This is a genomic window from Mycobacterium paraense (assembly GCF_002101815.1).
Taxonomy (GTDB): Bacteria; Actinomycetota; Actinomycetes; order Mycobacteriales; family Mycobacteriaceae; genus Mycobacterium; species Mycobacterium paraense.
This window is the reverse complement of the sequence record NZ_LQPM01000006.1, coordinates 171,911-196,767: the sequence shown is the minus strand read 5'-3', so window position 1 is coordinate 196,767 and position 24,857 is coordinate 171,911. Positions and strand designations below refer to the sequence as shown.

The window sequence follows — 24,857 nt, the reverse complement described above, 5'->3', positions numbered from 1 at the left end:
CGGGCCCCGTCAGCGCAGCACCAGCGCCGCGTGGGCGCGGCGCCGGTACACCGAGCCGAACTTGGCGTCGACCCGCAGCCACGAAGGCTGGACCCGGACGCGCACCATCTCTTCGGCGCCGATGGCGTCAGGCGACGTCGGCAGGAAACCCATTGCGGTCAAGGCGAACACGCAGCGCATGGGCAGCCCGATGCTGGCTTCCGCCGAGCTGACCCGGATGACCTCCTGGTCGAGCAGCGAGACCGGCGGCCCGTGAGGACTGCCGTGTTCCTTGGCAAGTCGCGCCCCGCGCTGCGCCAGGTCCAGCATCACCCGGGCCGGCAGGTCTTCGATGTGGGTGAACCCGGATTCGGGGGGCAGCGCGCCGCGCCACGCCGAGTCCATCGCGAAGCCCGGATCGACATAACCCGAGGCGTCCGCCGCCGACAGGCCGCGCGCCAGCGCGTCCGCGGCCACCGACAGGTCGTCGGGCCGTACCCTGCCGACGACCACCCGGCTGGCCAGCACGTCGAAACCCGTTGCCACCCAGGCGGTCAGCAGGCCGGACGATCGCGCCCGCAGCCGGATGACCGCCGCGTCGTCGAGGCGCATCGCGTGATCGACGAACGTGGCCAGGTCGCCGCGGTGTGCGGCATCGCGCAACCACAGCCCGCGCTCGGCCGCTATTCCCTCAGCCATCGTTGCAAATACTCCCGGTGGTGCGGCGAGAGGCGCACCAGCCGCTGCTCCTCGATATGGACGGCGGCCAACTGCGTCTCGGCGATGACGGCCGGCTTCGACGCCGGGTCGGCGTTGACCGATCGCACCTCGTAGCCAAGCGTGAAGTCCACCGTGCGCACCTTTTTGCTCCAGATGGTCACCTGCAGAGGCGAATCGGTCAGCCGCAGCTGCCCCCGGTAGGTGACCCGCACGTCGGCGATCAGTAACCCGATGGTCGTGATATCGGCCGCGAACGGCTCCTGGAGGAACAGCACCCGCGCTTCCTCGAGGATGGTGACCATGGTGGCGTGGTTGATGTGCTGGTACATGTCGATGTCCGACCAGCGCACCGGCACCGGCGCGACGTACCCGACACTCAACTCGACGACCCTCGTCCGCTGGTGCGGGTCATGCGGCGAATCTGCCGGGCCGCCACCGACAGCGTCGCGAGATCCTTTGCGCCGCTTTCTTGAATCTCGCTGAGCGTGCGACGAGCCCGTTCCACTCGCGAGGCGCTCATCTGTTCCCACTCGCCGATCTTCTCCTCGCCGCTTTCGTCCGGCTCCCCGACCGCCAGCACGTCGAAGGTCAGCGACCGCAGCGAGGCGTAGATGTCGTCGCGAATTGCCAAGCGCGCCAGGGATTGCCAGCGGTCGTGCCGGGGCAGCTCGGAGATCGCGGTCAGCAGGCCGTCGGTGCCGAGCCGGTCCATCAGCGCGAAATAGGTGTCCGCGACGTCGGCGGTCTCGATCTCGGTGATGTCGCCGACGTCGATGATGTCGAGCAGGCTGAAGCGGTACAGGCCCGCGGCGACCATGTACGCGAGGTCTTCCGGGGTGCCCTGCGAGGCGAATTCCGCGGCTTCCTTCTCGACGATCGCCTTGTCGTCACCGCGCAGCCATTGCGACATGCGTGGGGTGAGTTCCTTGACCTTGGCGGCGAATCGGTTGATTTCGGCGCCCACGGCCAGCGGTTGCGGACGGTAGTTGAGCAGCCAGCGCCCGGCGCGGTCGATCAGCCGCCGGGTGTCCAGCGTGAGGCGGTCCGACAGCGCCACCGGGATGTCCGCCGCGCGGATCTGCCGCCAGATTTCGCTGACCCCGAAGATGGCGTCGGTGGCGACATAGCTGCGCACCGCGTCGATCGGCCCGACACCGACGTCCTCGGTGATCCGAAACGCGTAGCTGATGCCCGCGGCGTCGACCAGATCGTTGATCAGCATGGTGGTGACGATTTCCCGGCGCAGCTGGTGGGTCCGGATCTCCGGGGTGAACCGCTGGCGCAACGGTTTCGGGAAGTACAGCGGCAGCCGGGACGCGAAGACGTCCTGCTCGGGCAGCTCGGTGGTCAGCATGTCCTCTTTGAGGGCCAGCTTGACGTGGGCCATCAGGGTGCACAGCTCCGGGGAGGTCAGCCCGATGCCGACGTCGGTGCGCCGGTGGATCTCCTTCTCCGACGGCAGCGCCTCCAATTCCCGGTTCAGGCCGCGGTCTTCGAGGTATTTGATCTGCATCGCGTGCACCGGCAACAGGCTGGCCGCGTTGGCGCGGCTGGTGCCGATCAGGTCGTTCTGGTCCTCGTTGTCCTTGAGCACCAGCTGGGCGACCTCGTCGGTCATCGACTCGAGCAGCGCCTTGCGCTCCCCCGCCTCGACCTTGCCCTCGGTGACCAGCGAGTCGATCAGGATCTTGATGTTGACCTCGTGGTCGGAGCAGTCCACGCCGGCGGAGTTGTCCATCGCGTCGGTGTTGATGCGCCCGCCGGACAGGTCGAACTCGACGCGCCCGAGCGCGGTCACGCCGAGGTTGCCGCCCTCGCCGATCACCTTGGCGCGCACCTGGTTTGCGTTCACCCGCACCGGGTCGTTGGCGCGGTCGCCGACGTCGGCGTCGGACTCGGATTCGGCCTTGATGTAGGTGCCGATGCCGCCGTTGAACAACAGGTCGACCGGCGCCTGCAGGATCGCCTTGATCAGGTCGGGCGGCGACATTTCGGTGGCGTCGCCGTGGATGCCGAGGGCCTCGCGGACCTGCGGGCTGACCGGAATCGCCTTGTGCTCACGGCTGTACACCCCGCCGCCCTCGCTGATCAGCGACTTGTCGTAGTCGTCCCAGCTGGAGCGCGGCAGCTCGAACATCCGCTTGCGCTCGCGCCACGACGCGGCCGCGTCGGGGTCGGGGTCGAGGAAGATGTGCCGGTGGTCGAACGCGGCGAGCAGCCTGATGTGCTCGCTGAGCAGCATGCCGTTGCCGAACACGTCGCCGCTCATGTCGCCCACGCCGACGACGGTGAAGTCCTCGGTCTGGGTGTCGACGCCCATTTCCCGGAAGTGGCGTTTGACGGCCTCCCACGCGCCCTTGGCGGTGATGCCCATGGCCTTGTGGTCGTAGCCCACCGATCCGCCGGACGCGAACGCGTCGCCCAGCCAGAACCCGTAGGACTTGGCGACGTCGTTGGCGATGTCGGAGAACGTTGCGGTGCCCTTGTCGGCGGCCACCACCAGGTAGGCGTCGTCCCCGTCGCGGCGGATCACCTCCGGGGGCGGACTGACCTTTTTTGTTGCGTGGTCGACGTTGTCGGTGACGTCGAGGAGCCCCGAGATGAACAGCTGATAGCAGGCGACGCCCTCGGAGCGGCTCGCGTCCCGGTCGGCGGCGGCCTCACCGGAGGGCAGCGGCGGCCGCTTGACGACGAAGCCCCCCTTGGCCCCGACCGGCACGATGACGGCGTTCTTGACCGCTTGGGCCTTGACAAGGCCCAGGATCTCGGTGCGGAAATCGTCGCGGCGGTCCGACCACCGCAGACCCCCGCGCGCCACCGGACCGAAGCGCAGGTGCACGCCTTCCACCCGGGGCGAATACACGAAGATCTCGTACTTGGGCCGCGGCAGCGGAAGCTCGTCGATCAGCTGGGCATCGAGCTTGAGCGCCAACACATTACGGGCCCGGGCCGAACCCTCGAGGGTGACGAAGTAGTTGGTGCGCAAGGTGGCCTGCACCAGCGACGCGAAGGCGCGCAGGATGCGGTCGGTGTCCAGGCTCACCAGCGCATCGATGTCCGCGGCGACCGCGGCCGCGGCGGCCTGCGCGTCGCGGCTCGTCGGCGACCCGGATGCCCGGGGGTCGAACAGCGCCTCGAACAACGTGACCAGCGACCGCACCGTCGACGGGTGGTCGTTGAGCACCGATTCGATGTAGGACTGGCTGTACGGAAAACCCGCCTGCCGCAGGTATTTCGCGTAGGCGCGGATGAGCACGACCTGCTGCCAGGTCAGCCTCGCCCGCATCACCAGCTCGTTGAACCGGTCGATCTCGACGCGGCCCTGCCAGATGGCGGTGACGGCGTCGGCGAATCGCTCTGCGGTGGAATTACGTTCGGCCGCCGACGTGGCAAACGGGATGGTCGGGTGCGGCTGGATCTTGAACTGGTAGATCCACACCGGCAGCCCGTCCGGCCGGATGACGGTGAACGGCCGCTCCTCGAGCACGACCACGCCCATGCTTTGCAGCATCGGCAGCAGCTGGCTCAGCGACGCGGTGTGCCCACCGAGGAACCAGGTCAGCTGGGCGGCGCCGTCCTCGCCGCGGTCGGAGAACACCAGCTTGACCGAATCATCGGACAGCTCATTGATGATCGCGATGTGCTCGATGGCGTCCTCGGGCGGGACGGCCTGCTTGTACACCTCGGAGAAGGCGGCGGCGTAATGCTCGGCGTCGGCGTGCGAGACGGGCCCGCCAGGGATGTCGGCCGTGGCGGCGATCAGGCGGTCGCCCCAGGTTCGTGCGGCCTCGCTCAGCAGCCCCTGGATCCGCACGCGGGTGTCTTCCGAAACATCCACCGGCACCTCGGATTCGGGCAACCGGACCATGAAATGCATGAGCGCCCAGGGTGATTCGCTGACCCGGGCGGTGAATTCCAGCCGGGTGCCGCCGAACTCGCGGACCAGGATGTCCTCGATCTGCAACCGCACCGGCGTGGTGTAGCGGTCGCGGGGCACATAGACCAGGCACGAGACGAAGTATTGGAGGCGGTCGGCGCGCAGGAACAGCAACGCGCGCCGCTGGGATCCCAGATCCACCACCGCCTTGGCCATCGCCAGCAGCCGTTCGGCGCTGAGCGTGAACAGCTCCGAGCGCGGGACGGTCTGGATGACGTCGAGCAGCAGCTGGCCCGGGTGGATGGGGTCGCTGTCGGCCATCGTGAGCGCTTCGCGGACCCGGCGCGAGATCATCGGGATTTCCAGGACGTCGGCGTTCATGGCCGCCACCGTGAACAGCCCGACGAAGCGGTGCTCGATAACCGCGCCCCCGTCGCCGTTTTCGCGAATGGCGATCGCGTACGGGTAGGCGCCGTAGCGCAGGTAGCTGCCGACCACCGACTGCGCCAGGACCAGCAGGTGGTCGTCGTCGGTCAACCGGGGGCGCGAGCCGGTGCGCGTGCGCAGCACGCCGAGGCCGGGTGATCCGTCCGGGGAAACCATGCTGTCGTGCACGTGGCAGCGTTGGTAGCCCAGCAGCAGGAAGTTTCCGTTGCCCAGCCAGCGCAGCAGCTCCGCGACGTCCTCGCGGTCCGGCGCCGCGTAGCGGTCGTCGGCGTTGGCCTGGACGGCCGCCTCCACCTCGCCCAGGGCGGTGATCATCGCGGCGGCGTCGGTGGCGACCTGCTCGACGTCCGACAGCACCTTGGGCAGCAGCCGGTCCACCTCGGCGAGGGCCGCGCCGTCGACCGACGGCGACAGCGGGACGTAGATCCAGGCCTCGCCGTCGAATTGCGACGTGCCGGGGGCTTTGGGTTCGACGCTGAGCAGGTCACCGGTCGGGCTGCGGTGGACGTCGAAGACCGGGGCCATGATGCCGCCGTAGGCGACGCCGAGCCGGTGCAGCAGCACCGTGACGGAGTCCAGCAGCATGCTGCCGTGGGCGGTGACGACCTGCAGGGCGGGCCCGAATCCCTCGGGGTCGTCGGCCGGGTGGACGCACACGCAGCTTCCGCGTTCGGGTCGGCACTCGCCGAGCCGATAGTGTGCGCGCAGCATGGCCGGGGTCACCAGGGCGGCGGGGTCGACGCGATCGGATCCCGCGGCGCCCGGTTCGTCGCCGCGCGGACCGCGATAGCTCTCGATGTAGGCACTCGCGATCCAGTCGGGAACGTCGTCACTCTTGCTGAACGTGGTCCACGGCTTGAAATCCTGCTTGGCACCGGGATCGATCGCCATGCCGATTGCTCCCAACTCGCATCGTCGCGGGGCTGTGCGCCGGGTCGCCCCGCGGCTTAGCGGGGCAGCCCTGACATTAGTCGCGGGTCAGCTTGCGGTGGGTCACTCTGTGCGGCCTGGCGGCGTCGACGCCCAGCCGTTCCACCTTGTTTTCCTCGTACGCCCCGAAGTTGCCCTCGAACCAGAACCACTTGGCCTCGTTGTCGTCGTCGCCTTCCCACGCCAGGATGTGCGTACACGTGCGGTCGAGGAACCAGCGGTCGTGCGAAATCACCACGGCGCAACCGGGAAACTTCTCCAGCGCGTTCTCCAGCGAGCTCAGCGTCTCGACGTCCAGGTCGTTGGTCGGCTCGTCGAGCAGGATCAGGTTGCCGCCCACCTTCAGCGTGAGCGCGAGGTTCAGCCGGTTGCGCTCGCCGCCGGACAGGACACCGGCCGGCTTCTGCTGGTCGGGGCCCTTGAAGCCGAAAGCCGACACGTAGGCCCGCGACGGGATCTCGTTCTGGCCGACCTCGATGTAGTCCAGCCCGTCGGAGACCACCTCCCACACGGTTTTCTTCGGGTCGATGCCGGCGCGGGACTGGTCCACGTAGCTCAGCTTGACGGTCTCCCCGACCTTGACCGTGCCGCTGTCCGGCTGCTCGAGCCCGACGATGGTTTTGAACAGCGTGGTCTTGCCGACCCCGTTGGGGCCGATGACACCGACGATGCCGTTGCGCGGCAGCGTGAACGACAGGTCCTTGATCAGCGTGCGGCCGTCGAAACCCTTGTCGAGGTGTTCCACCTCGACCACCACGTTGCCCAGCCGCGGCCCCACCGGGATCTGGATTTCCTCGAAGTCGAGCTTGCGCGTCTTCTCCGCCTCGGCGGCCATCTCCTCGTAGCGCTGCAGGCGGGCCTTGCTCTTGGCCTGGCGCGCCTTGGCCCCCGACCGGACCCAGGCCAGCTCCTCGGTCAGCCGCTTCTGCAGCTTGGCGTCCTTGCGGCCCTGCACCGCCAACCGCTCGGCCTTCTTCTCCAGGTAGGTGGAGTAATTGCCCTCGTACGGGTAGGCGCGGCCACGGTCGAGCTCGAGGATCCACTCGGCGACGTTGTCCAGGAAGTACCGGTCGTGGGTCACCGCCAGGATGGCGCCCGGGTACGCGGCCAGGTGCTGTTCGAGCCACTGCACGCTTTCGGCGTCCAGGTGGTTGGTCGGCTCGTCGAGCAGCAGCAGGTCCGGCTTGGACAACAGCAGCTTGCACAGCGCCACGCGGCGGCGCTCCCCGCCGGACAGATTGGTGACCGGCTCGTCGGGCGGCGGGCAGCGCAGCGCGTCCATCGCCTGCTCCAGCTGGGAGTCGAGGTCCCACGCGTCGGCGTGGTCGAGTTCTTCCTGCAGCCGGCCCATCTCCTCCATCAGCTCGTCGGAGTAGTCGGTGGCCATCAATTCCGCGACCTCGTTGAAGCGGTCGAGCTTGACCTTGATGTCGCCCAGGCCCTCTTCCACGTTGCCGCGGACCGTCTTCTCCTCGTTCAGCGGCGGCTCCTGCTGCAGGATGCCGACGGTGGCCTCGGGGGCCAGGAAGGCCTCGCCGTTGTTGGGCTTGTCCAGACCGGCCATGATCCGCAAGACGCTCGACTTACCGGCGCCGTTGGGTCCGACGACACCGATCTTGGCGCCCGGGAAGAAGCTCAACGTGACGTCGTCCAGGATCACCTTGTCGCCGTGCGCCTTGCGGACCTTCTTCATCGTGTAGATGAACTCAGCCATGCCGCGGTTGTGCCTTTCTGGTCTTCGAGAGAGTTCTCGCGACCATCCTAGGCACCGCGCGGGGGCCCGGTTCCCGCAGCTAAGCCGACAGCGGCAGCGGCCCCGTTTCGGCGGACTCGCCGCCGTCGCCGGCGTCGGCCTCCTCACCAGCGGGGTCGGTCGCATCCGGCGCGGCCGCGGTGGCCTCACCGGCAGCCGGACCGGTATAGCCTGGCCGCTCGATCCGCACGATCGCGCGGGACACATCGGGCCCGACGGAGGTCGCCCGCATCTCCAGCGACGAACGGCGGTTGCCGTCACGGTCTTCGTACTCGCTGGTGTAGACGTGGCCCACCACGATCACCGGTGCACCCTTGCCCAGCGCGGCGCCCACGCCGGTGACCAGCTTGCCCCAGCAATTGACGTTGATGAACAGCGAGTTGCCCGGCTCCCAGCCGCCGTCGGCCGTGCGGCGCCGCGAATTGCTGGCGACGCGGAACTTGATGACCTCCTGGGTGCCGACCTGTCGGCGGTCGGGGTTGTTGACGATGTGGCCGACCACGGTAAGCGGGGTTTCGAACATGGGCTGATCCCTTCTCGGTTGCATTTCTCTCCTGTGGTGACCATTGACCTCGCCGCCACCGACGGACCCGGGTCAATACGGGACCCGACCACTGCCCCTGTGGAAAAAACAACGGCTGTGGATAGCTCCGGTTGGTGCGATGCGGGGTTTTCAAAGACGAAATACGAGATTGATGGGCAGGGACCGCCTGGCCGCGCGCGGCATCCGACATGGTGTGTCGTTTCCTTGGATTAAGCAGCGGGGCAATCGATGTCGCGGACCGCAGCCACCATTTTCGCGTGCATCTCGGGCCGTCCCTGTGTTTGTCCGGCCTGATCCAGCACTTCCAGGTTTACAGAAGTCGTTCACTTGGCGGACGCTCGCTGTCATGGATCGCATCTGGCAGTGGGCGTGGGATCGGTATGGGTCGCGATACTCGTGGGCGCTTTGGGCGATCGTGTTCCAATTCTTATTACCGGTCTACGTTGTTCCGTCGTTTGTCGTTGTCACGTTCGAGAAGTCGGATCGCTACCTCGAGGCGGCGGCCATCACCGCTGTCGGCCTGCTGGTGCCGGTGTATGTGACGCTACTTCCCGGCGTTGGAGACATCCGAATTGCGGAGCAGTGCGCCGGGGGCCTTGAGGTCGATCGAGCGAAAGCGCTGGAGGCCACGTACATCTGGGCTCGGCGCACGGTTGTCCGAGCATTGGCGAGCAATGCCGTTTCGCTCGCGGTGATATTGGTAGTTGTCGGTGCGATTGCGGGCGCGACATGGTCGCGATTGGTCCAGTACGGAATTCTGGGCGCGGCCTTCGGCGCTTGCATCCAGCTGATAGCTGTTCACAGCTTTGCAGAAGCCGCACTACGACCTGCCAGGATCGCGATCGCCGGTGACCTGAACATCGGTGATTCGCTGCCGCGCTCCCGCCCGACGTTCGCTGCGTGGTCGGACATGCTAGTGGTCGCAGTCGCATTCGTCTTCACGGTTGCGGGGGCGATGGTGGCCGCTGTGTTCGATCGGGTCAGTGAGGTCCCCATAGTCTGGGTCGCCATCGGATGCGCGTTCACACTTGTCTTCGGGCTGCCCATGACCGTCGGCGCCTCGTTCTCGCCGTCCCTGCGACCAATTCGTGAGCTCACCGAAGGAACGCAACGTGTTGCGGCGGGCGACTACGGCCAGCGGGTGCCGGTCGTGCAGGATGACGACCTCGGTGCGCTGGCGGCATCGTTCAACCGCATGCAGGCAGGTTTGGCTGAGCGACAACGCCTTCAGGCCGCGTTTGGCACCTACGTTGACCCCGCCCTCGCGGCGCGGCTGCTCAAACAGGGTGACGACGTGTTCACCGGTGAGCGCCGTGAGGTGACGGTGATGTTCGTTGACGTCCGCGACTTCACCCCGTTCGCCGAGGCGAACACCCCCGAGGACACTGTCTCTCGCCTCAACGCGCTGTTCGAGATCATGGTGCCGGCCGTCATGGACGCAGGGGGGCATGTCAATAAGTTCCTCGGTGATGGGGCTCTGGCGGTCTTCGCCGCCCCCACTGACCTCGCGAATCATGCCGACGCCGCAATGAGCGCCGCTGTCCTGATTCATCGTCTTGTCGCTGAGCGATTCGGCGGGGCCCTGCAGGTCGGCATCGGGATCAACACCGGCGCGGTGATCGCCGGCACTATTGGCGGCGGCGGCAAACTCGAGTTCACGCTGATCGGTGACACCGTCAACGTCGCCGCCCGCGTCGAGCAGCTCACGAAAATCACCGGAGACGCAACTCTTCTCACTCAGCACTGCGTCGACGCGTTGGTGTCTCGACCGCCCGGACTCATCGACCGTGGGTTCCATGTCCTGAAAGGAAAGTCAGCCGCTGTGCAGGTCTTCGGTCTCGACCGAGGCCATGACCGGCGCGGCTGATGTTGCTGCATCACCCGACCCCGGTTCGCGTGCCCTTACGCGCAGGCGGCAATCCCAATGAGGGCTGGTCGGTAGACCCCGCGGATTCGCGGCATATTGCTTGCGTGCTCTCGCCCGATCGGTCCGAGTGGTACCATATCTTGTACCACTAGCGAGGAGGCCCCCAGTGGCGATCACCGCGAGCGAGGCGCGCAAAAACCTGTTTCCTTTGATCGAGAAGGTGAACGCCGACCGGACGCCCGTTGAGATCACGTCCAAGGCCGGTCGCGCCGTCCTGATGTCCGCCGACGACTGGGAAGCGTGGCAGGAGACGGCGTACCTGTTCCAGTCCCCCGCGAACGCCCGCAGGCTCCTCGACGCCGCTGACGCCCTCGACCGGGGCCGCGGAATCAAGGCCGAACTCGCCGAGTGAATATCGTCTTCTCACCTCAGGCGTTGGAGGACTACCTGCATTGGCAGAGCGCCGACCGTGTGGTGCTCAAACGGATCAACAAGCTCATCGCCGCCGCCTGCCGGTCGCCGCAGGAAGGCATCGGTAAGCCGGAGCCGTTGAAATACGGGCTCGTCGGCGCCTGGTCTCGGCGGATCACGCTGGAGCACCGGCTGGTCTACCGCGTCGTCGGGGACGACCTGCAGATCCTTCAGGACCGGTATCACTACGCGTGACCCATTGCCGGCCGGTCGCCTATTTGCGCGGTTCCGGCGTTTCCCGCCGCGCCAGTTCGGCGAGCATCGCGTTGTAGGCCGTCAGCTCGGCGTCGTCGTCGAGTTCGGCCGCCCGGTCCAGCCGCCGGGCGGTGCGCCTGTCGCTGCGCGCCCACTGCACCAGCAGCGCGATCATCACGATCACCAACGGCACTTCGCCTGCGGCCCAGGCGATTCCGCCGCCCAAGTGCTGATCGCCGATCAGATCGGTGTGCCAGGTCAGGCCGAGCGAGCGGTAGTAGTCGCCGCCGAGCACCTTGCGCCAGCCCATCAGCACCACCCCGAAGAACGCGTGCAGCGGCAGCGACGCGAACACCACGCCGACCTTGGCCAGCGGCGGGATCGGGCGCGGCGTCGGGTCCACCCCGATGACGACCCAATAGAACAGGTAGCCGCTGAGCAGGAAGTGCACGTTCATCGCCAGATGCCCGGCGTGGCTGCTGACGGTGGTGTCGAAGAGGTCGGACAGATACAGCCCGTAGAAGCCGGCGACGAACAGCACGGTCGCGACCACCGGGTTGGTCAGGAACCGCGACAGACGGCTGTGCAGCGCGGCCAGCAGCCATTCCCGCATGCCCGGCGGCTCGCCGCGGCCGGCGGCGGGCAGCGCCCGCAACGCCAGGGTGACCGGGGCGCCCAGCACCAGCAGGATCGGAACCAGCATCGACAGCCCCATGTGCGCGACCATGTGCATGCTGAACATGGCCGGCATGTAGCGCCCGACGCCCGACGAGGTCACGAACAGCAACGCCAGGCAGCCCAGCAGCCAGGCCACGGTCCGCCCCGGCGGCCAGCGATCGCCGCGGCGGCGCAGCCGCACCACCCCCGCCGCGTACAGCGCGGCGAGGACGATGGCGGCGGTGCCGAAGATCAGGTCGAAGCGCCAGTCGAAGAGGATGCGCGCCACGGTGGGCGGCCCGTCGAAGTCGTAGCCGATCTCGGCTTCGGGGATCGTGGGCAGCCGGGCGGGTGGCGGCGGCGGCGGCGTCCGGCCCAGCCCGACGGCGATGCCGAAGGTGAGGCCGAAGACCGCGGCCTCGATGAGCGCCAGCCTGACCAGCGCCCTGCGCGCGACCGCCGGGCCGGCGTCGCCCTGCAACGCGGCCACCGCGGAGCGTCGCTGGCGCCATCCGAGCACGCCCAGCGTGCACAGCGCGATGAACTTGGCGACCACCAGCCGCCCATAGCCGGTCGTCAGCAGGTCGGACGGCAACACGCGCACCAGCGCGTTGACCGAGCCGCTGAGCGCCATCGCGACCCAGCACCAGAGCGCCACCATCGAGAACCGCCGCGCCGCCAGCCCGGTGTGGTCGCCGCTGCGCAGCGCGTGGGCGAGCAGCGCGAGCAGACCGCCCGCCCACAGGCTGGCGGCGACGAGGTGGATCAGCAGGCTGTTGGTCGCCAGGTCGTGCGAGCCCCCGGCCGACGAGTGACCGGTCAACCCGAGCGGCACCAGCGTCACCAGCGACGCGGCGACCAGCACCGGCGTCCAGGACCAGCGCAGCACCGACAGGCTCGCCAACGTGACCACCGCGGCCAGGATCGCGGTCCAGCGCCAGGCCGAGGCGGTGTTGACCAGGCCGGACAGCGACCAGATCGTGCCCGGCTCGAGGTCGGCCAGCCGGTGACCGGACACGTCGGAGATGGTCAGCGGCACCAGCAGCGCGGCACACACCGCCCACGCGCCCGAGGCGACCGTCCCGACGCGAAGCGCGCGGTAGCCGTCGGCGTCGAGGACCCCACTGGCCTGCGGCGGCACCAGGAACGCCGCGAACAGAAACGACCCGACGGCCAGGACCGCGGCGATCTCCCCCGCCGCCCGGACGAAGGGCAGCCCCAGCGTGGTCACCGGCCCCGGATCGGGCAACCCGGTCGCCGACAGGGCGTCCGCCAGCGACAGCGCGCCGATCCCCGCGGCCGTGCAACCGGCCAGCACCGCGACGCCGAGCAGCAGCGGCCACACGAACGCGCGGTGCGTGGCTACCTGCTGGTCGACCGTCATGCACCCAGCGTATTGGGCGCTTTACGCCTACCGACTCTGGCTGTCCAGCCGCGCCCTGGCCTCGCGAGCGACGAACTGGTTCCGCGCGATCCGACCGACGTAGTCGGAATCATGCAAGATGTCCCGCAATTCCCGGCGGAAGGCCGTGCGCCGGTCGGCGAGGTCGTCGGCGGGATCGATAAGATCCTGGTCGACCACCACCTGGTACGCGGTGGCGAACAGCAGCGTCGACACTGACTCACTGCTGCGGACCCGGGTCTGGGCGACGTGCTGCCGGCCCACCCCCAGCGCCATCGCCGTCAACTCCTTCTGCGCGACGCCGGCCGGCGCGTCGCGCAACACGTCGGCGACGATCTCGTACGCCTCGAAGAAGACCCGCAACATGGCGTCGGACATCAACGGACGCTTGGCGAACAGCATCGCCTCGATTTCGTCACCCCCGGCGGCGACGTGCGCCTCCCAGTCGTCGTGCCACGTCATCTCCTCGGCGATGTTGTCCCGGAACGTCGCGGAGTCGGCGAAATAGAAGTCGAACTTCAGCAGGTCGCGGAGCCGCATCGCCTGGGTCCAGAACGCCTCGACGCGGTCGCCCTCGGCCCGCTTGGCGTACGCGAGCGCGAGTTCGACGATGGAGGTCTCCAGAAAGGCGTGGATCACCGAGTTGCGGTAGAACGCCGCGGCGTGTTGCTCGTTGGGCCCGATGAGCCACACCGGCTCCCGGCCGCCGTCGACGCGGGTGATGGGGTGGCCGTTGGACAATGTGTCGACGGCGGCGAGCACGCCGTCGCGGGTGCGCAGCCGCAACGCGCTCGTCGACATCGGGTTGTGCTTGCGCTCGAGGTAGTCGAGCGAATCCTGCAAGGTGTGGTGCAGCTGGCCGAGCGTCAACGCCGCGCCGCGGGTGGTCAGCAGCAGCGCACACACCAAACCCGTCGCCGTCACCGGCGTCGCCTGCAGGATCCGCCACGCCACCTCGAACGACATCTTCTGCAGCGCAAGCCGTTTGGCGTCCGGGTCCTGCGCGAGCGGGCCGTGGGGCGGGCCGAGGTACTGCCGCATCGAGACCGCCTCGGGGAAGCGGACGTAGATCTTGCCGTAGTTGCGTTCGCCCTGCGCCCGGATGAAGTTGTAGAGCCAGACGACGCCTTCGGGTGTCTTCTCACCGCCGCGGGCGTAGGCCGCGTACTCGGCCGTCTCGTGCAGCTGGTCGAATCCGATCGACACCGGCTGCAGCAGGATGTCTTCGCTGCGGCCGTCCAGGTACGCGTCCGCCACATACGACAGCAGACCGAGCTTGGGCGGCAACATCTTTCCGGTCCGCGAGCGCGTCCCCTCGATGGACCAGCTCAGGTTGAAGCGTTTCTCGACGATGTAGCCGACGTACTCGCGCAGCACGTACTTGTAGAGCGGGTCGCTGCCGATGTTGCGGCGGATGAAGATGACGCCCGAGCGGCGCAGCAGCGGCCCCATCACCCCGAACGACAGGTTGATGCCGGCGAACACGTGCACCGGCGGGAGCCGGTTCTCCTGCATCGCCACCGGCACCACCGCGCCGTCGATGTAGGAGCGGTGCGAGAACAGCAGCACCGCGGGATGGGCTTCCAGCGCGGCGCGCATGGCCGCGATCTGATACTCGTCGTAGTCGAGGTCGGGGTCGAACCCTCGGCTGAGCGCCCGGCCGAGCACGCCGACGAGGTCGACGGACACCCGGCTCCAGCCGGTGGCGAGTTCGTCGAGCATCTTCGCGGCTTCCTCGACGGTGGCGCCCGGGATCCTTTTGAGGCCCGCGCGAAACCGCGTGGACGCCAGGATTTCCGGCTTGACCAGCCGCGGCGACTTGTATTGCGGTCCGAGGATTCGGTATTCGGCGCGTTCCAGCGCCAGGATGGCGCGCCGGGTGACGAAATGCGCGAAGTCGTGCTTGTCGTCGCCGACGGTGGTGTCGCGCCACTGCTGGCGAAGCTCGGAGACCTTCGCGGGTTCGCCGGCCACCACCCGCGCCCGTTGCGGGTCGTCGCGCACGATGTGTCGTTGCTGGCGTTGGTTGGGGTGGTAGGGATCCTGGCCGGGAAGCAACCCGGCCAACTGCGCGAGCCTGCCGCGCTGGGCCGGCGGCAGCCAGAACACGCGCACCGGCACGACCGACCGATCGTCGTTCGATTCGGACTCGAGCCGTTCGGCAAGCTCGGACAGCGCCGTCGGCGCCGCCCCGGGTTGCGGCAGCGACAACACCTCGAACGTGGCCTCCGGGTTGCCGGCGCGCTGCTGGCCCACCCAGGCCATGACCAGCTCCCTCTCGACCGGCGAGGTCATGGACGCCAATATCAGCGAATCTTGCGCGGCGAGGACGGCGCTGATATCGGCGACGGGTTTGGTCACGGCCGCCCTCGAGGCTGTTGTGCCTCACCGTCTTTCAACGCGACTTCGGACGCGTTCGGGCCGCCCTTCGCCGGCTTGGCCTTGGCTGTGGCCTTCTTCGCGGCCTTCTTGGCGGGCGCTTTCTTGGCGGGCGCCTTCTTGGCGGGGGCCTGCTTCGCGGGGGCTTTGGCCTTCTTCGCCGCCTTCTTCTCGGCGTACAGGTCGACCTCGGGCAGCTCGTCGACAGGCCAGTTGGCCAGCGTGTCCAGGTACAGCTGCCGCACCTCGGCGATGCGCTCGGGCAGGTTCTCAACCGTCCAGTCCCGCACCGAAATCGGCGGGAACACCGCGATGTCGACGGTACCGGGGTTGACGACGGTGGAGTTCCGGGCGGCGACGATCTCGGCGTTGCGGATGACGATCGGGACGATCGGGATTCCGGCCGCCATCGCGAGGCGGAACGGGCCCTTCTTGAACGGCCCGACTTCGGTGGTGTCGACGCGGGTGCCTTCCGGGGCGATCACGATCGACAGCCCCTTGCGGGCCCGGTCTTCGACCGCGTGCATCGTCTCCACCGCGGCGACGGGGTCGTCCCGGTCGATGAACACGCCGTCGAGCAGCTTGCCCAGCGTGCCCATGATCGGGTCCTTCTCCAGCTCCTTCTTGCCCACGCCGATCCAGTTGTCGCGCACCAGCGCGCCGGCGATGACGGGGTCAACCTGGTTGCGGTGATTGAAGATAAAGACCGCCGGGCGCTGCGCGGTGAGGTTCTCCTCGCCGATGACGTTGAGCTGCACCCCGGCGATCGCCAGCGACAGCTGGGAGAAGGTCGAGGTGAAGAAGTTCACGCCGCGGCGCCGGTTGCGGGTGAGCAGTCCGATCCCCACCGCGCCGGCGGCGACGGGGAACATCGAGCCGAAGCCGGCGAGCGTCCGGATCTGGCGCCGCAGGCCGAGGCGTCCGCGGCTGTCGAACCGCAGGATGGGCCAGCCGCGGCGCTTGGCCACGGCCGCCATCTTCCCCTCGGGGTTGGTCGGCCGCGGATTGCCGACCAGATACATCAGCGCGACGTCCTCGTCGCCGTCGGCGTAGAAGTAGCTGTCCTTGAGGTCGATGCCGTTCTCGGCCGCAAAGCGTTGCACGGCAGCGGCTTTGCCCGGCCCCCACAGGATCGGCTTCTGCACGCCGCCGGTGAGCATCCCGTCCTCGTTGACCTCGAACTTGTTGGTCAGCATGTTGGTGATGCCGAGGAAGCGCGCCACCGGGTTGACCTGGATGGTCAGCGCCGACGAGCTGAGCACCACGGTGTGGCCGCGGGCCACGTGGGCGCGGACCAGCTCGCGCATCTCCGGATAGATCCGCGACTCGATCCGTTGGACGAACAGCCGCTCGCCGATCTCCTCCAGGTCGTCGAGCAGCCGACCGGCCAGCGCCGCGGCGGCCTTGCCGATGAGGTCTTCGAATTCGATGCGGCCCAGCGTGTGGCTCAGGCCGGCCTGCACCATGCTGAGCAGCTCCCCCACCCCCATGTCGCGGCGAAGCAGCCGCTCCTGGGTCAGGATGACGGCGGTGAAGCCGGCGACCAGCGTCCCGTCCAGGTCGAAGAACGCACCGATCTTCGGTCCCGGTGGGCTGGCCATGATCTCGGCGACCGAGCCGGGCAGCCGCATGTCCTGCCCCGGCTTCGGGGCGCCGCGCTCTTCGGATGCGCTCACGAGCCCGCCGCCGATCGCGACGAAACGGCCGGTTCGGTGAACGAGGCGGGCACCGCGCGCGGGGCCGGGTCGCCGGCCAGCGCCAGGATCTCGTCGAAGCCCTCCAGCAGGCACTGGGCGAACAACGCCTCGTTGCGCACGGCCGCCCTGTCGTAGCGCACGGTGATCGTGCACCAGCCGCCGCGAGATATCAGCACCACCATCATCGCCACGCCGGGCAGCGGCCCGATCCCGTACTGCCGCAACACCTTTGCACCGGCGATGTAAGTGTCGCCGGGATAGACCGGGACGTTGCTGGCCTGCACGTCCGAGCCGATGACCGAGCCGGTGAGACCCTCCAGAACCGCCGTGGGCAACACACTCAGCACCGGGGCGATCGACCCGACGATGTTCATCGCCGGCTCGTCGCGCCGCTGCGTCATCTGGGCGCGGATCTTCTTCATCCGCGAGACGGGATCGGCGGTGCCCAGCGGCGCCGCCAGGTTGACGCCGGTGAACCGGTTGCCGCCGGCGGTGTCGGCGTCCGCACGCAGGCTCACCGGCACCGCCATCGGCAGGGTGCTGATCGGCACACCGAGCGCCGTGTGGTAGCGCCGCAGCGCGCCCGACAGGCCGGCGAGGTAGGCGTCGTTGATCGATCCGCCGCCCGCCTTGGCGGCCCGGTGCAGGTCGGCGAGCGGGATGTCGATCGCCTCGGTGCGGGAGGCCAGGCTGCGCCGGCGCAACAGCGGCGACGGCTCGGCGGCGCGGTTCATCACCCGCATGCCGGACATGGCGTAGCCGACGACGCCCCCGACCGTGGACACGGGATCGAGCACCGCCTTGCCGGCCGCGGACACTGCGCCCGCCACGGCGCCCACGACGCCGTTGACGATCGCGAAGGGCAGTCGGTTGATGCCTTGGCGCATCAGGTCGTTGGGCGTCAGGTCCTGCGGGATGGGTTGCGGCGGCGTCGGCCTGGGCGGCGGGTCGCGCTCGAGGTCGTAGATCTCGGCGAACATCTCGACGCCGCCGACGCCGTCGGTGACCGCGTGGCTGACGTGCAGCAGCGTCGCGGCCTTGCCGTCGGCCAGGCCCTCCACCAACGTGGCGGTCCACAGCGGCCGCGAAATGTCCATCGGCGACTGCAGGATCACCTCGGCGAGGTCGAACACCTCGCGCAGCGTGCCCGAGCCGGATACGCGCACCCGGCGCACGTGGAAGTCCAGGTTGAAGTCGGGATCGACCACCCAGCGCGGTGACGCCGTCGGCAGCGTCGGCACCACCACCTTCTGCCGTAGCCGCAGCACCCGCCGCGACGCGTTTTCGAAGCGGGTGCGAAACCGGTCCCAGTCGGGCGTCGAATCGAGGAGTTCGAGCGCCATGATCCCCGACCGGGTGCGGGGATTCGCTTCACCCCGATGCATCAGATAGTCGACGGGTCCGAGCTCGTCGGACAACTGAATGGCTCCGACGGACTCAGCCATGATGAACTCGACGCGCCAACGTTGTCACCGCCGACCAAGCCTCCTGCCTCGGGCCCACGAACCGGATTGCTCACCCAACGCTAGTCGGGATGCCCCGGCGGTGAAAGGCGCGATCCGCTGCGCGAAATTTGGCGCGCGCTCAGCTCGCGGAGGTTGCCGGCACCGGCACCGAGTCGGTCAGCGGGTAGGCGCGGCGGCCGTAGACGACGCCCAGGAAGTCGGCGACGGCGTCGGCGGCCAGCCGCGAGCGGACCGTCGGGGTGATGTCAAAGGCGTGGTGCGCGTTGGCGAGTTCGGCGTAGGCCACGGTGGCGGCCCCGGCGTCGCGCAGCGCCGCGCAGAAGGCGCGGGCCTGCCCGCTCGGCACCAGTTCGTCCTTCTCGCCGTGCAGCACGAAGAACGGTGGGGCCTGCTCGTGCACGTAGGCGATTGGCGACGCCGACCGGAACCGCTCGGGGTTTTCGCTGTAGCGGGTCTTCAGGACGAACTGCTCGAGGAACGGCAGCATCAACTCGTGCATGTTCTCGGCGTCGGTGAAGTCGTAGACGCCGTAGTACGGGGCGACGGCCTGGACCGTCGTGTCCGTGTGCTCGAAGCCGGGCTGAAACGCGGGGTCGTTGGGGGTGAGCGCGGCCAGCGATGCCAGGTGCCCGCCCGCCGACCCGCCGGTGATCGCGATGAAGCCGGGATCGCCGCCGTAGTCGGCGATGTTCTCGCGGACCCAGGCGATCGCCCGCTTCACGTCGATCAGGTGCGTCGGGAACGTGCAGCGCGGGCTCTTGCTGTAGTTGATCGAGACGCAGATCCAGCCGAGTTCGGCCATCCGGCTCATCAACGTGTAGGCCTGCACGCGCTTGTCGCCGATGGCCCAGGCGCCCCCGGGGACCTGGATCAGGACCGGGGCGCGGCGGCCGGGCGCCATGTCGTGGCGCCGCCAGATGTCGAGCAGGTGCTCGACGCCCCCCGGGCCGTAGGAGATGTCGGAGGTTTCCGCCGCGTAGCGGCGGTGCCGCCCGGGCCGGCGCAGCAGCCCCCCGCGCGAGGCGCACTCGGACTGGGCGCAGGCCGGGTGACGCACCAGGTCACGGAAGTCCGGCCCGAAGCACCCCTCCAGGGCGGCGGTGAGGGCCTGGTCGGCCTTCTGCGCGGCCCACGAGGTGCCGACGCGGCCGATGGAAGGCGGCGAGACCCGGGACAACGCGTGGCCGGTCACCACGTGCGGAGGAAATTCGGTGGACAGCCAGCCGGCGACCCAACCCACCGCCGACGGTGAGCCACGCAGCAACAACGCGCCGGCTCGGCAGGTGTCCCTCGCGTCGGCCGCCAGGCGCAGCGCCTGCGCACCCGCCTGCGAGCACCGCGAAGTCAAGTTCAAGGCCACGCTCATTAACGCACCCCTCGACGTTATGCACACGCTTCGTTGCGGTTAACGGCTGCTTATCAACCGGTGTTGTACGTGTGTCGAGGCTCACACGATAACCGATAAGCGCTCCGCTGGAAGACTTTTCGGGCGCGTCGCGCTCGGCGAGTCCTTCCGGCGTGTCGCGTTCGATAGACTGACCTGCACATTGCCTCCGTAGCTCAGGTGGATAGAGCAAGGGCCTTCTAATCCCTAGGTCGCACGTTCGAGTCGTGCCGGGGGCACTCGGTTTGTTGTGTGACCTCGGTTGATGTGTGACAGTTCGTCTTCGGCTGATGGGTGACAGTGTTTCGGCTGATGCGTGACAGTGGTTTTGGTTGATCCGCGACACTCCTTCTTTCGCAGGTCGCTTCTCAGGCAAAACCGCGGCATGGGAGCCGTTCGCTGACGCCCGTCATTGACAGCTGTCAGCGAGCGGGCGTAGCGTGCCGATCATGAAGTCGGTGGCTGAATCACCAGCCAAAAGCGCCCGCGAAGCGCGACGACTCGAAACGCGAGAGCGCCTGTTCGACGCCGCGCTGGACGAGATTTCGCGGCGCGGGCTGGCCGGCGCCGACGTCAGCGCCATCGCGACCGTGGCGGGCGTCGTGCGGGGAACGTTCTATTTCCACTTCCCGACCAAGGAACACGTGCTCATCGAACTGGAGCGCGACGAGGAAATTCGGATCGTCAACGACCTCGGCAAGGTCGAGGGCGACCTGGAATCCGTCCTGACCCGAGTGGTGCGCCACATCCTCGATGCGGAGCGGCGGCTCGGCGAAGTCGTGTTTCGCGACATGCTCGGATTGCACTTCTCCTCGAGTCGCCCCGTCGAAGAGGAGTTGGGACAACACCCGCTCGCGGAATTTGTTATCGGCGTGCTCACCCGCGCACAACAAACTGGGCAAGTTTCCTCGCACGCGAACCCGCAAGAGCTCGGCACCTTCTTCCTCACCGGCCTCTTCGCGCTGCTGGCCACCGGAGCGCACGACGCCGCGTTCCTGGACCGATACGTCACCACCATTGTCAAAGGGATGGAGAAACAATGAGGCGCACAGGAATAGAGGGCTACCGGGATTTCCTGGCCGAGCGTGACGGCGAGGCCGATCTGCTCAACCGGCGGCTGGCCAATCGCGAGAAGTTCTTCAACGAGCTCGAAGCGAACCCCATCCGGTCGGCCCATCCCGCCGACCGGGCGACCTTCCTTCGCAATCTGCGACGTAGGCGCCCCGAGCCAGGCTTGGACGACAAGATGTTGTTCCTCTTGGCGACGGCCAAACTGAACCAGGCGGAACGATTCGGCGTGGGGTTGGGCGAAACGTATGGGCGCAACAGCGATGAGAACCTGCCGCCCGAGAACGTCTACCTCGAGCTCGAGGAGCACTACCACACCAGGCTGCTGGCGTATGTGCTCGACGTGTTCGACCTGACCTTCCAGGTGGTCGCGCCGCCCTTTGTGATGCGGCAGTTCGTCAAGACGGGCGTATTTCTGCCCCAGCGACTCGGCTTCATGTTCGTCGGAGCCGCAGAGATGGCCGGCTGCATCATGTTTGACGAATTGCGTCGAGTCGGCATCAAACTGTTCGCCGATGAACCCGCGGTCGCCGAACGAATTGAATTGCTCTACAACGACATTCTCACCGACGAGATCGGCCACGTCGGCTACTGCGCCTCACGGTGTACATCCGCGGAACGGGCAATCATGCGTCGTATCTATCCGCTCATGGGACGACTCCTCGCGCGCCAAACCGCGGAAATCAGCCTCTTGATCGAGCCGAAAGAGTTGCACGCACGACTCGACCGCCCCTTCGACGTCGACGAACTCACCGCGGGGTTGGACAACGAAACCTATCTCGTCACGCATCCCTGACTTCGCCGCTCCCCTCATCCCTCAGCGGCGTCGGCGGCAGCGGCTAACGCGCCGCTCAGCATCCGCGCTTCGGCGGCGGTGATGACCGGAGTGCAGGCGCCGTCGATGATGATCTCGCGCTCAGCGCGCCCATCCGCATACTGCCGCCCGATAACGGACACCACGATGTCACCTGTATCGGCGCATCGCCCGTGGTTGGCAATCTGCTTGATTCGCCACTCCGGACCGTCGAACACTCTGAAGGCCGCCCCGGCGCTCTCCCATTCGTCGACCCAGATTGCCCCGCTGGGCGCGGCAAGGTCGAGTCGGATGGCCAGGTCGTTGACGCGATCCCCCGCGCGGGCTGTGGTCATGGTTAGGTTCTCCTTGCGTGGTGTAGTCACTTGACTACACCACATGCTCCGTAGTGTAGTCAACTGACTACACCGAGATCACCTCCGCAGCGCACGTGATTGTGCTCACGCCGCCGCGCGGGACGGGAGACAATGGCGGCCATGAACGAAACCGAGAACCTCGGCATCGATCTTTCGCTCTTCTGCCCGGCACAGCATCACGTCGGCAACCTCAGGCAGTTCGCCGCCGAGATCGGCTACCAGCCGAGGGGCGGGCAGCTCGGCGCGTGGCCGCCGCACCGGTCGGACTCGTGGTGGGAAGTCCGGTGCCCCGACGGCTGCCCCGGCGTGTTGGGCGGTGCCGTCGACCCCATCCGCCAAGAGGTGAAGAGGCTCGCCGACGACCCCAAACGGATGACTGCTCACTACACGCTGAAGCGCGTGGGCTGAACACGCCGGCGGCGGCCCCGGTCGGGTTTAACGCCCAATGAACCTCTTGGCAACATCGACGCCCGCCGTCTAGCACCGGCGGCGGCACCGTGGTTCGATCGAAATCGTAAGAGATGCAACGATTTCAGGAGAATTCATGGCAACTCTGCCAGTCCAGCGTCAGCCCAGGACCCTGGTCCCCGATCTCGCCGACCTCTTTGGCGGCACTCCCCTGCTGGCCGGCCTGCGTCCGCTGTTCGACCGCAATGTCCTGCGCGTCGAGGACGAGATAAACGACGGCCGCTACGAGGTGCGCGCCGAGATTCCCGGCGTCGACCCCGCGAAGGACATCGACATCACCGTGCACGACGGGATGCTCACCATCAAGGCGGTGCGCAGCCAGGCCGTCGAATCCCACGGCCGGTCCGAATTCAGCTATGGGGCCTTCGCGCGCTCGGTCCCGCTGCCCGCAGGGGCCGACGTCGACGACGTCCATGCCACCTACGAAAAGGGCATTCTGGCGATCTCGGTGCCGGTGCCCAACGGTGCGCCGGCGGCGAAACGTATCGAGGTCGAAACGCGGGACTGATTTCGCGGCCGCGCCGCCTCGTCAGGGTGGGGGCGGCGGAGGTTGGTCGCGCGGAATCGCCCCGTTGCAGCCGCCGGGCGGCGGCGGGCCCGGGAGAGGTTCGTCGCCGCCGACGCAGTCGTAGTAGAACTGAGGGCCGACGATCCAGGTCTTCATCCACTGGTGCCAAAACGACCCGTCGGGGTACTTGTCGCCGTCGCACACGGCCAAGTTGCCGTAACCCCATCGACCGCCCGGGCAGAAGCCCTTCGTCATGTCCGGCTGGTGCGGGTCGGGCGGGTCGGCGGTGGCAACCGCGGTGGAAAACACAGACACCGCAACACAACCCACGATCGCGGCGCCCAGACGGGTAAGCGTGAACCTCATTCCGACTCCCTTAAACCGTTGCACCAATACAGCCGAGATGCCGATGAGACGTAGTTGGATGGAGCTCCGCAAGGAAATCTAAAGTCCGCTTCGTTCCGATCAAGAGCCGACATTTATTCGTTAGCTGACGACAAAGTTTTCGATAGTTTACGACGCGGCGCATTGGCGATGTCAACTCGAAAACGTATGTGCTCAGAGTCGGTTGAGGTTGACGGCGTTATTTCGGTTGATCTTTGAGGGACAAAGGTGGTTCTCCGAAACCCACCGCCAGCGCCCGACTCGATAGCGTGTGGTCGAGACCGTCACCCGGTCGCCGGTTCAAAAAGGTCGCACAAAAAGTGTCTGTGTCAGACCCGTTCGCCGCTCCTACCCGTGAGCGCAGCCCGCCCGGGCGGCGCCCCGGAAGAAAAGGGAGCACAACATGAACACCACCCGCGGCCCCGACGTGATCGTTCCTGCGGCGCCACGACAACGGGCCACCGGGCGCCCGGCGCTGGTCGAACACCTGCGCCGCCTGCGCGAGAACGCCACGCTCTTCGCAAGCTTGGCGCGAGAGGCCGGCATCGACGCCCGCGACAGTGACGCCAACACGATCCCCTGCATCGTCGGCAGCTCGATCACCGCGCTGCGGCTGTCGGACGCTCTGCTGCGGCGCGGCATCTATGCCGACCCGGTCCTTTTCCCCGCCGTGGCGGAAGACCAAGCGCGTCTGCGGTTCTTTGTCACCAGCTGTCACTCGTTCGAACAGATCCGGATGATGGTCAACGCCCTGGCCGAGGAGCTGGAGTTGTTGAACGGCGTGCGCCGTGCCCTAGACCTAGAGCCTGCCGGCGACGAAGCCGGCGGCCTGATCCACCAGCCCGGAGCCGATGTATGAGGGCTGCAGGTGCGACGGCCAATTCGTCCCCCTGCCGCAGATAGGGTCGCCGGCGGCGCACTGGTCGATCGTCTTGCCGGCGAAGCCCGGGGCCAATCCGTGGGTGCCGTTGCCGAACAACGCGACGGCTGCGATGTGCTGATCCATACCGGGCGGCAGCCCGCCCCACATCGCGCGGTCCACCACCTCGGCGCCCAGTGAGTAGCCGCCCAGGACGATGCGGGTGTTCGGGCAACTCCTGGCCATCGATTCAACGTGTGTCCCTATGTCATTCGCGCCGCTGCCGGTGGTGATATTGGCGGGGTAATTGACCCCATACACGCCGATCGAATTCCGCGTCTTGCCGCGCAGCGAATTGACGAATGCGTCGCCGACCGCGCCGACGCCGGGGGGTTCCTCTCGCCCGCGGGCGAAAACCACTTCGGCGTCGGGGCAGGCCGCCGATGCCACGGGGATCGGCCCCCCGATCGTCGAGGGCGTCGCCGCCGGGCCAACGACCAATGCGGCCGCCAGCGGGGTGGCGGCCGCCAGGCTGATGACACGTTGCGCGCCCGGTCTAATCGCGACAAGCCGCATGACGCGATATTACGGACTGAGTATGTGAGGCGACTTTGACTTTTGAGTTTGCTGGC

General features: G+C 67.7%; 21 protein-coding genes and 1 tRNA gene. 9 read left to right on the top strand and 13 right to left on the bottom strand.

Annotated features, from left to right (window positions below):
• Positions 1 to 9: 9 nt before the first annotated feature.
• From AWB89_RS04295 to AWB89_RS04275, 5 genes are all read right to left on the bottom strand, one after another.
• Entirely contained in the window at positions 10 to 678 is a 669-nt protein-coding gene (locus AWB89_RS04295; protein ID WP_085171812.1) for a DUF8010 domain-containing protein, read from the bottom strand.
• Positions 663 to 1,079, bottom strand: coding sequence for an acyl-CoA thioesterase (locus AWB89_RS04290; RefSeq protein WP_085094364.1), 417 nt, complete (start codon positions 1,077 to 1,079; stop codon positions 663 to 665). The genes AWB89_RS04295 and AWB89_RS04290 overlap by 16 nt, the downstream gene beginning before the upstream one ends.
• Complete coding sequence (locus AWB89_RS04285; RefSeq protein WP_085171810.1) at positions 1,076 to 5,914, bottom strand: NAD-glutamate dehydrogenase; 4,839 nt, start codon at positions 5,912 to 5,914, stop codon at positions 1,076 to 1,078. The genes AWB89_RS04290 and AWB89_RS04285 overlap by 4 nt, the downstream gene beginning before the upstream one ends.
• Positions 5,915 to 5,990: 76 nt before the next feature.
• Positions 5,991 to 7,667 (bottom strand): energy-dependent translational throttle protein EttA, encoded by a 1,677-nt coding sequence (gene ettA / locus AWB89_RS04280; RefSeq protein WP_085094360.1) that lies wholly within the window; start codon positions 7,665 to 7,667, stop codon positions 5,991 to 5,993.
• Between the two features lie 79 nt (positions 7,668 to 7,746).
• Positions 7,747 to 8,229, bottom strand: coding sequence for a single-stranded DNA-binding protein (locus tag AWB89_RS04275; protein ID WP_085171808.1), 483 nt, complete (start codon positions 8,227 to 8,229; stop codon positions 7,747 to 7,749).
• Positions 8,230 to 8,596: 367 nt separating this feature from the next.
• Here AWB89_RS04275 and AWB89_RS04270 point away from each other — a divergent pair, with 367 nt between their 5' ends.
• From AWB89_RS04270 to AWB89_RS04260, 3 genes are all read left to right on the top strand, one after another.
• Positions 8,597 to 10,117, top strand: a complete 1,521-nt coding sequence (locus tag AWB89_RS04270; RefSeq protein ID WP_085171807.1) for an adenylate/guanylate cyclase domain-containing protein — start codon at positions 8,597 to 8,599, stop codon at positions 10,115 to 10,117.
• A 166-nt stretch (positions 10,118 to 10,283) separates the two neighbouring features.
• Positions 10,284 to 10,529 (top strand): type II toxin-antitoxin system Phd/YefM family antitoxin, encoded by a 246-nt coding sequence (locus AWB89_RS04265; protein WP_068238990.1) that lies wholly within the window; start codon positions 10,284 to 10,286, stop codon positions 10,527 to 10,529.
• Complete coding sequence (locus tag AWB89_RS04260; protein ID WP_085171805.1) at positions 10,526 to 10,783, top strand: Txe/YoeB family addiction module toxin; 258 nt, start codon at positions 10,526 to 10,528, stop codon at positions 10,781 to 10,783. Before AWB89_RS04265 ends, AWB89_RS04260 begins: the two co-directional genes overlap by 4 nt.
• 19 nt (positions 10,784 to 10,802) lie before the next feature.
• On the opposite strand, the gene AWB89_RS04255 is transcribed toward AWB89_RS04260, so the two are convergent.
• From AWB89_RS04255 to lipQ, 5 genes are all read right to left on the bottom strand, one after another.
• Positions 10,803 to 12,824: a bifunctional copper resistance protein CopD/cytochrome c oxidase assembly protein gene (locus AWB89_RS04255; RefSeq protein ID WP_085171804.1), complete on the bottom strand. Its 2,022-nt coding sequence runs from the start codon at positions 12,822 to 12,824 to the stop codon at positions 10,803 to 10,805.
• A gap of 27 nt (positions 12,825 to 12,851) precedes the next feature.
• Positions 12,852 to 15,203 (bottom strand): glycerol-3-phosphate 1-O-acyltransferase, encoded by a 2,352-nt coding sequence (locus AWB89_RS04250; RefSeq protein ID WP_085171802.1) that lies wholly within the window; start codon positions 15,201 to 15,203, stop codon positions 12,852 to 12,854.
• Positions 15,200 to 16,852, bottom strand: coding sequence for an HAD-IB family hydrolase/lysophospholipid acyltransferase family protein (locus tag AWB89_RS04245; RefSeq protein WP_142280165.1), 1,653 nt, complete (start codon positions 16,850 to 16,852; stop codon positions 15,200 to 15,202). Before AWB89_RS04245 ends, AWB89_RS04250 begins: the two co-directional genes overlap by 4 nt.
• Positions 16,853 to 16,893: 41 nt before the next feature.
• Complete coding sequence (locus AWB89_RS04240; RefSeq protein WP_085171798.1) at positions 16,894 to 18,363, bottom strand: WS/DGAT/MGAT family O-acyltransferase; 1,470 nt, start codon at positions 18,361 to 18,363, stop codon at positions 16,894 to 16,896.
• Positions 18,364 to 18,502: 139 nt separating this feature from the next.
• Positions 18,503 to 19,750 (bottom strand): esterase LipQ, encoded by a 1,248-nt coding sequence (gene lipQ, locus AWB89_RS04235; RefSeq protein WP_085171796.1) that lies wholly within the window; start codon positions 19,748 to 19,750, stop codon positions 18,503 to 18,505.
• Between the two features lie 183 nt (positions 19,751 to 19,933).
• On the opposite strand from lipQ, the gene AWB89_RS04230 reads away from it, so the two are divergent.
• The 3 genes from AWB89_RS04230 to AWB89_RS04220 all read left to right on the top strand — a co-directional run bounded on the left by AWB89_RS04230 (position 19,934) and on the right by AWB89_RS04220 (position 21,632).
• Positions 19,934 to 20,007, top strand: a tRNA-Arg gene (locus AWB89_RS04230).
• 210 nt (positions 20,008 to 20,217) lie between these two features.
• The gene (locus AWB89_RS04225; protein ID WP_085172000.1) at positions 20,218 to 20,811 is read left to right on the top strand and encodes a TetR/AcrR family transcriptional regulator; all 594 of its coding nucleotides are present in this window, start codon (positions 20,218 to 20,220) and stop codon (positions 20,809 to 20,811) included.
• Positions 20,808 to 21,632 (top strand): hypothetical protein, encoded by an 825-nt coding sequence (locus AWB89_RS04220; RefSeq protein WP_085171793.1) that lies wholly within the window; start codon positions 20,808 to 20,810, stop codon positions 21,630 to 21,632. Before AWB89_RS04225 ends, AWB89_RS04220 begins: the two co-directional genes overlap by 4 nt.
• Before the next feature lie 14 nt (positions 21,633 to 21,646).
• Here the strand turns inward: AWB89_RS04220 and AWB89_RS04215 are convergent, their stop codons facing one another.
• Positions 21,647 to 21,985, bottom strand: a complete 339-nt coding sequence (locus AWB89_RS04215; RefSeq protein WP_085094339.1) for a hypothetical protein — start codon at positions 21,983 to 21,985, stop codon at positions 21,647 to 21,649.
• A gap of 141 nt (positions 21,986 to 22,126) precedes the next feature.
• Here AWB89_RS04215 and AWB89_RS04210 point away from each other — a divergent pair, with 141 nt between their 5' ends.
• Both AWB89_RS04210 and AWB89_RS04205 read left to right on the top strand, forming a co-directional pair.
• Positions 22,127 to 22,414, top strand: a complete 288-nt coding sequence (locus AWB89_RS04210) for a hypothetical protein (RefSeq protein ID WP_139830504.1) — start codon at positions 22,127 to 22,129, stop codon at positions 22,412 to 22,414.
• Positions 22,415 to 22,550: 136 nt separating this feature from the next.
• Positions 22,551 to 22,982, top strand: coding sequence for an Hsp20/alpha crystallin family protein (locus AWB89_RS04205; protein WP_085094335.1), 432 nt, complete (start codon positions 22,551 to 22,553; stop codon positions 22,980 to 22,982).
• Positions 22,983 to 23,003: 21 nt separating this feature from the next.
• On the opposite strand, the gene AWB89_RS04200 is transcribed toward AWB89_RS04205, so the two are convergent.
• Positions 23,004 to 23,348, bottom strand: a complete 345-nt coding sequence (locus AWB89_RS04200) for a hypothetical protein (RefSeq protein WP_085171791.1) — start codon at positions 23,346 to 23,348, stop codon at positions 23,004 to 23,006.
• 421 nt (positions 23,349 to 23,769) lie between these two features.
• On the opposite strand from AWB89_RS04200, the gene AWB89_RS04195 reads away from it, so the two are divergent.
• The gene (locus tag AWB89_RS04195; RefSeq protein ID WP_085171789.1) at positions 23,770 to 24,225 is read left to right on the top strand and encodes an aminotransferase class I/II-fold pyridoxal phosphate-dependent enzyme; all 456 of its coding nucleotides are present in this window, start codon (positions 23,770 to 23,772) and stop codon (positions 24,223 to 24,225) included.
• On the opposite strand, the gene AWB89_RS04190 is transcribed toward AWB89_RS04195, so the two are convergent.
• Entirely contained in the window at positions 24,166 to 24,801 is a 636-nt protein-coding gene (locus AWB89_RS04190) for a cutinase family protein (RefSeq protein ID WP_085171787.1), read from the bottom strand. The genes AWB89_RS04195 and AWB89_RS04190 overlap by 60 nt on opposite strands.
• Positions 24,802 to 24,857: the final 56 nt, after the last annotated feature.

Coding starts and splice junctions, on each gene's coding strand:
- AWB89_RS04195 (WP_085171789.1), top strand. CDS start 23,770: ATGAACACCACCCGCGGCCCCGACGTGATCGTTCCTGCGGCGCCACGA.
- lipQ (WP_085171796.1), bottom strand. CDS start 19,750: ATGAGCGTGGCCTTGAACTTGACTTCGCGGTGCTCGCAGGCGGGTGCG.
- AWB89_RS04200 (WP_085171791.1), bottom strand. CDS start 23,348: ATGAGGTTCACGCTTACCCGTCTGGGCGCCGCGATCGTGGGTTGTGTT.
- AWB89_RS04210 (WP_139830504.1), top strand. CDS start 22,127: ATGAACGAAACCGAGAACCTCGGCATCGATCTTTCGCTCTTCTGCCCG.
- AWB89_RS04245 (WP_142280165.1), bottom strand. CDS start 16,852: ATGCGGCTGCCCGGCTCGGTCGCCGAGATCATGGCCAGCCCACCGGGA.
- AWB89_RS04270 (WP_085171807.1), top strand. CDS start 8,597: ATGGATCGCATCTGGCAGTGGGCGTGGGATCGGTATGGGTCGCGATAC.
- AWB89_RS04275 (WP_085171808.1), bottom strand. CDS start 8,229: ATGTTCGAAACCCCGCTTACCGTGGTCGGCCACATCGTCAACAACCCC.
- AWB89_RS04220 (WP_085171793.1), top strand. CDS start 20,808: ATGAGGCGCACAGGAATAGAGGGCTACCGGGATTTCCTGGCCGAGCGT.
- AWB89_RS04225 (WP_085172000.1), top strand. CDS start 20,218: ATGAAGTCGGTGGCTGAATCACCAGCCAAAAGCGCCCGCGAAGCGCGA.
- AWB89_RS04215 (WP_085094339.1), bottom strand. CDS start 21,985: ATGACCACAGCCCGCGCGGGGGATCGCGTCAACGACCTGGCCATCCGA.
- AWB89_RS04240 (WP_085171798.1), bottom strand. CDS start 18,363: ATGGCTGAGTCCGTCGGAGCCATTCAGTTGTCCGACGAGCTCGGACCC.
- AWB89_RS04295 (WP_085171812.1), bottom strand. CDS start 678: ATGGCTGAGGGAATAGCGGCCGAGCGCGGGCTGTGGTTGCGCGATGCC.
- AWB89_RS04255 (WP_085171804.1), bottom strand. CDS start 12,824: ATGACGGTCGACCAGCAGGTAGCCACGCACCGCGCGTTCGTGTGGCCG.
- AWB89_RS04285 (WP_085171810.1), bottom strand. CDS start 5,914: ATGGCGATCGATCCCGGTGCCAAGCAGGATTTCAAGCCGTGGACCACG.
- AWB89_RS04205 (WP_085094335.1), top strand. CDS start 22,551: ATGGCAACTCTGCCAGTCCAGCGTCAGCCCAGGACCCTGGTCCCCGAT.
- ettA (WP_085094360.1), bottom strand. CDS start 7,667: ATGGCTGAGTTCATCTACACGATGAAGAAGGTCCGCAAGGCGCACGGC.
- AWB89_RS04190 (WP_085171787.1), bottom strand. CDS start 24,801: ATGCGGCTTGTCGCGATTAGACCGGGCGCGCAACGTGTCATCAGCCTG.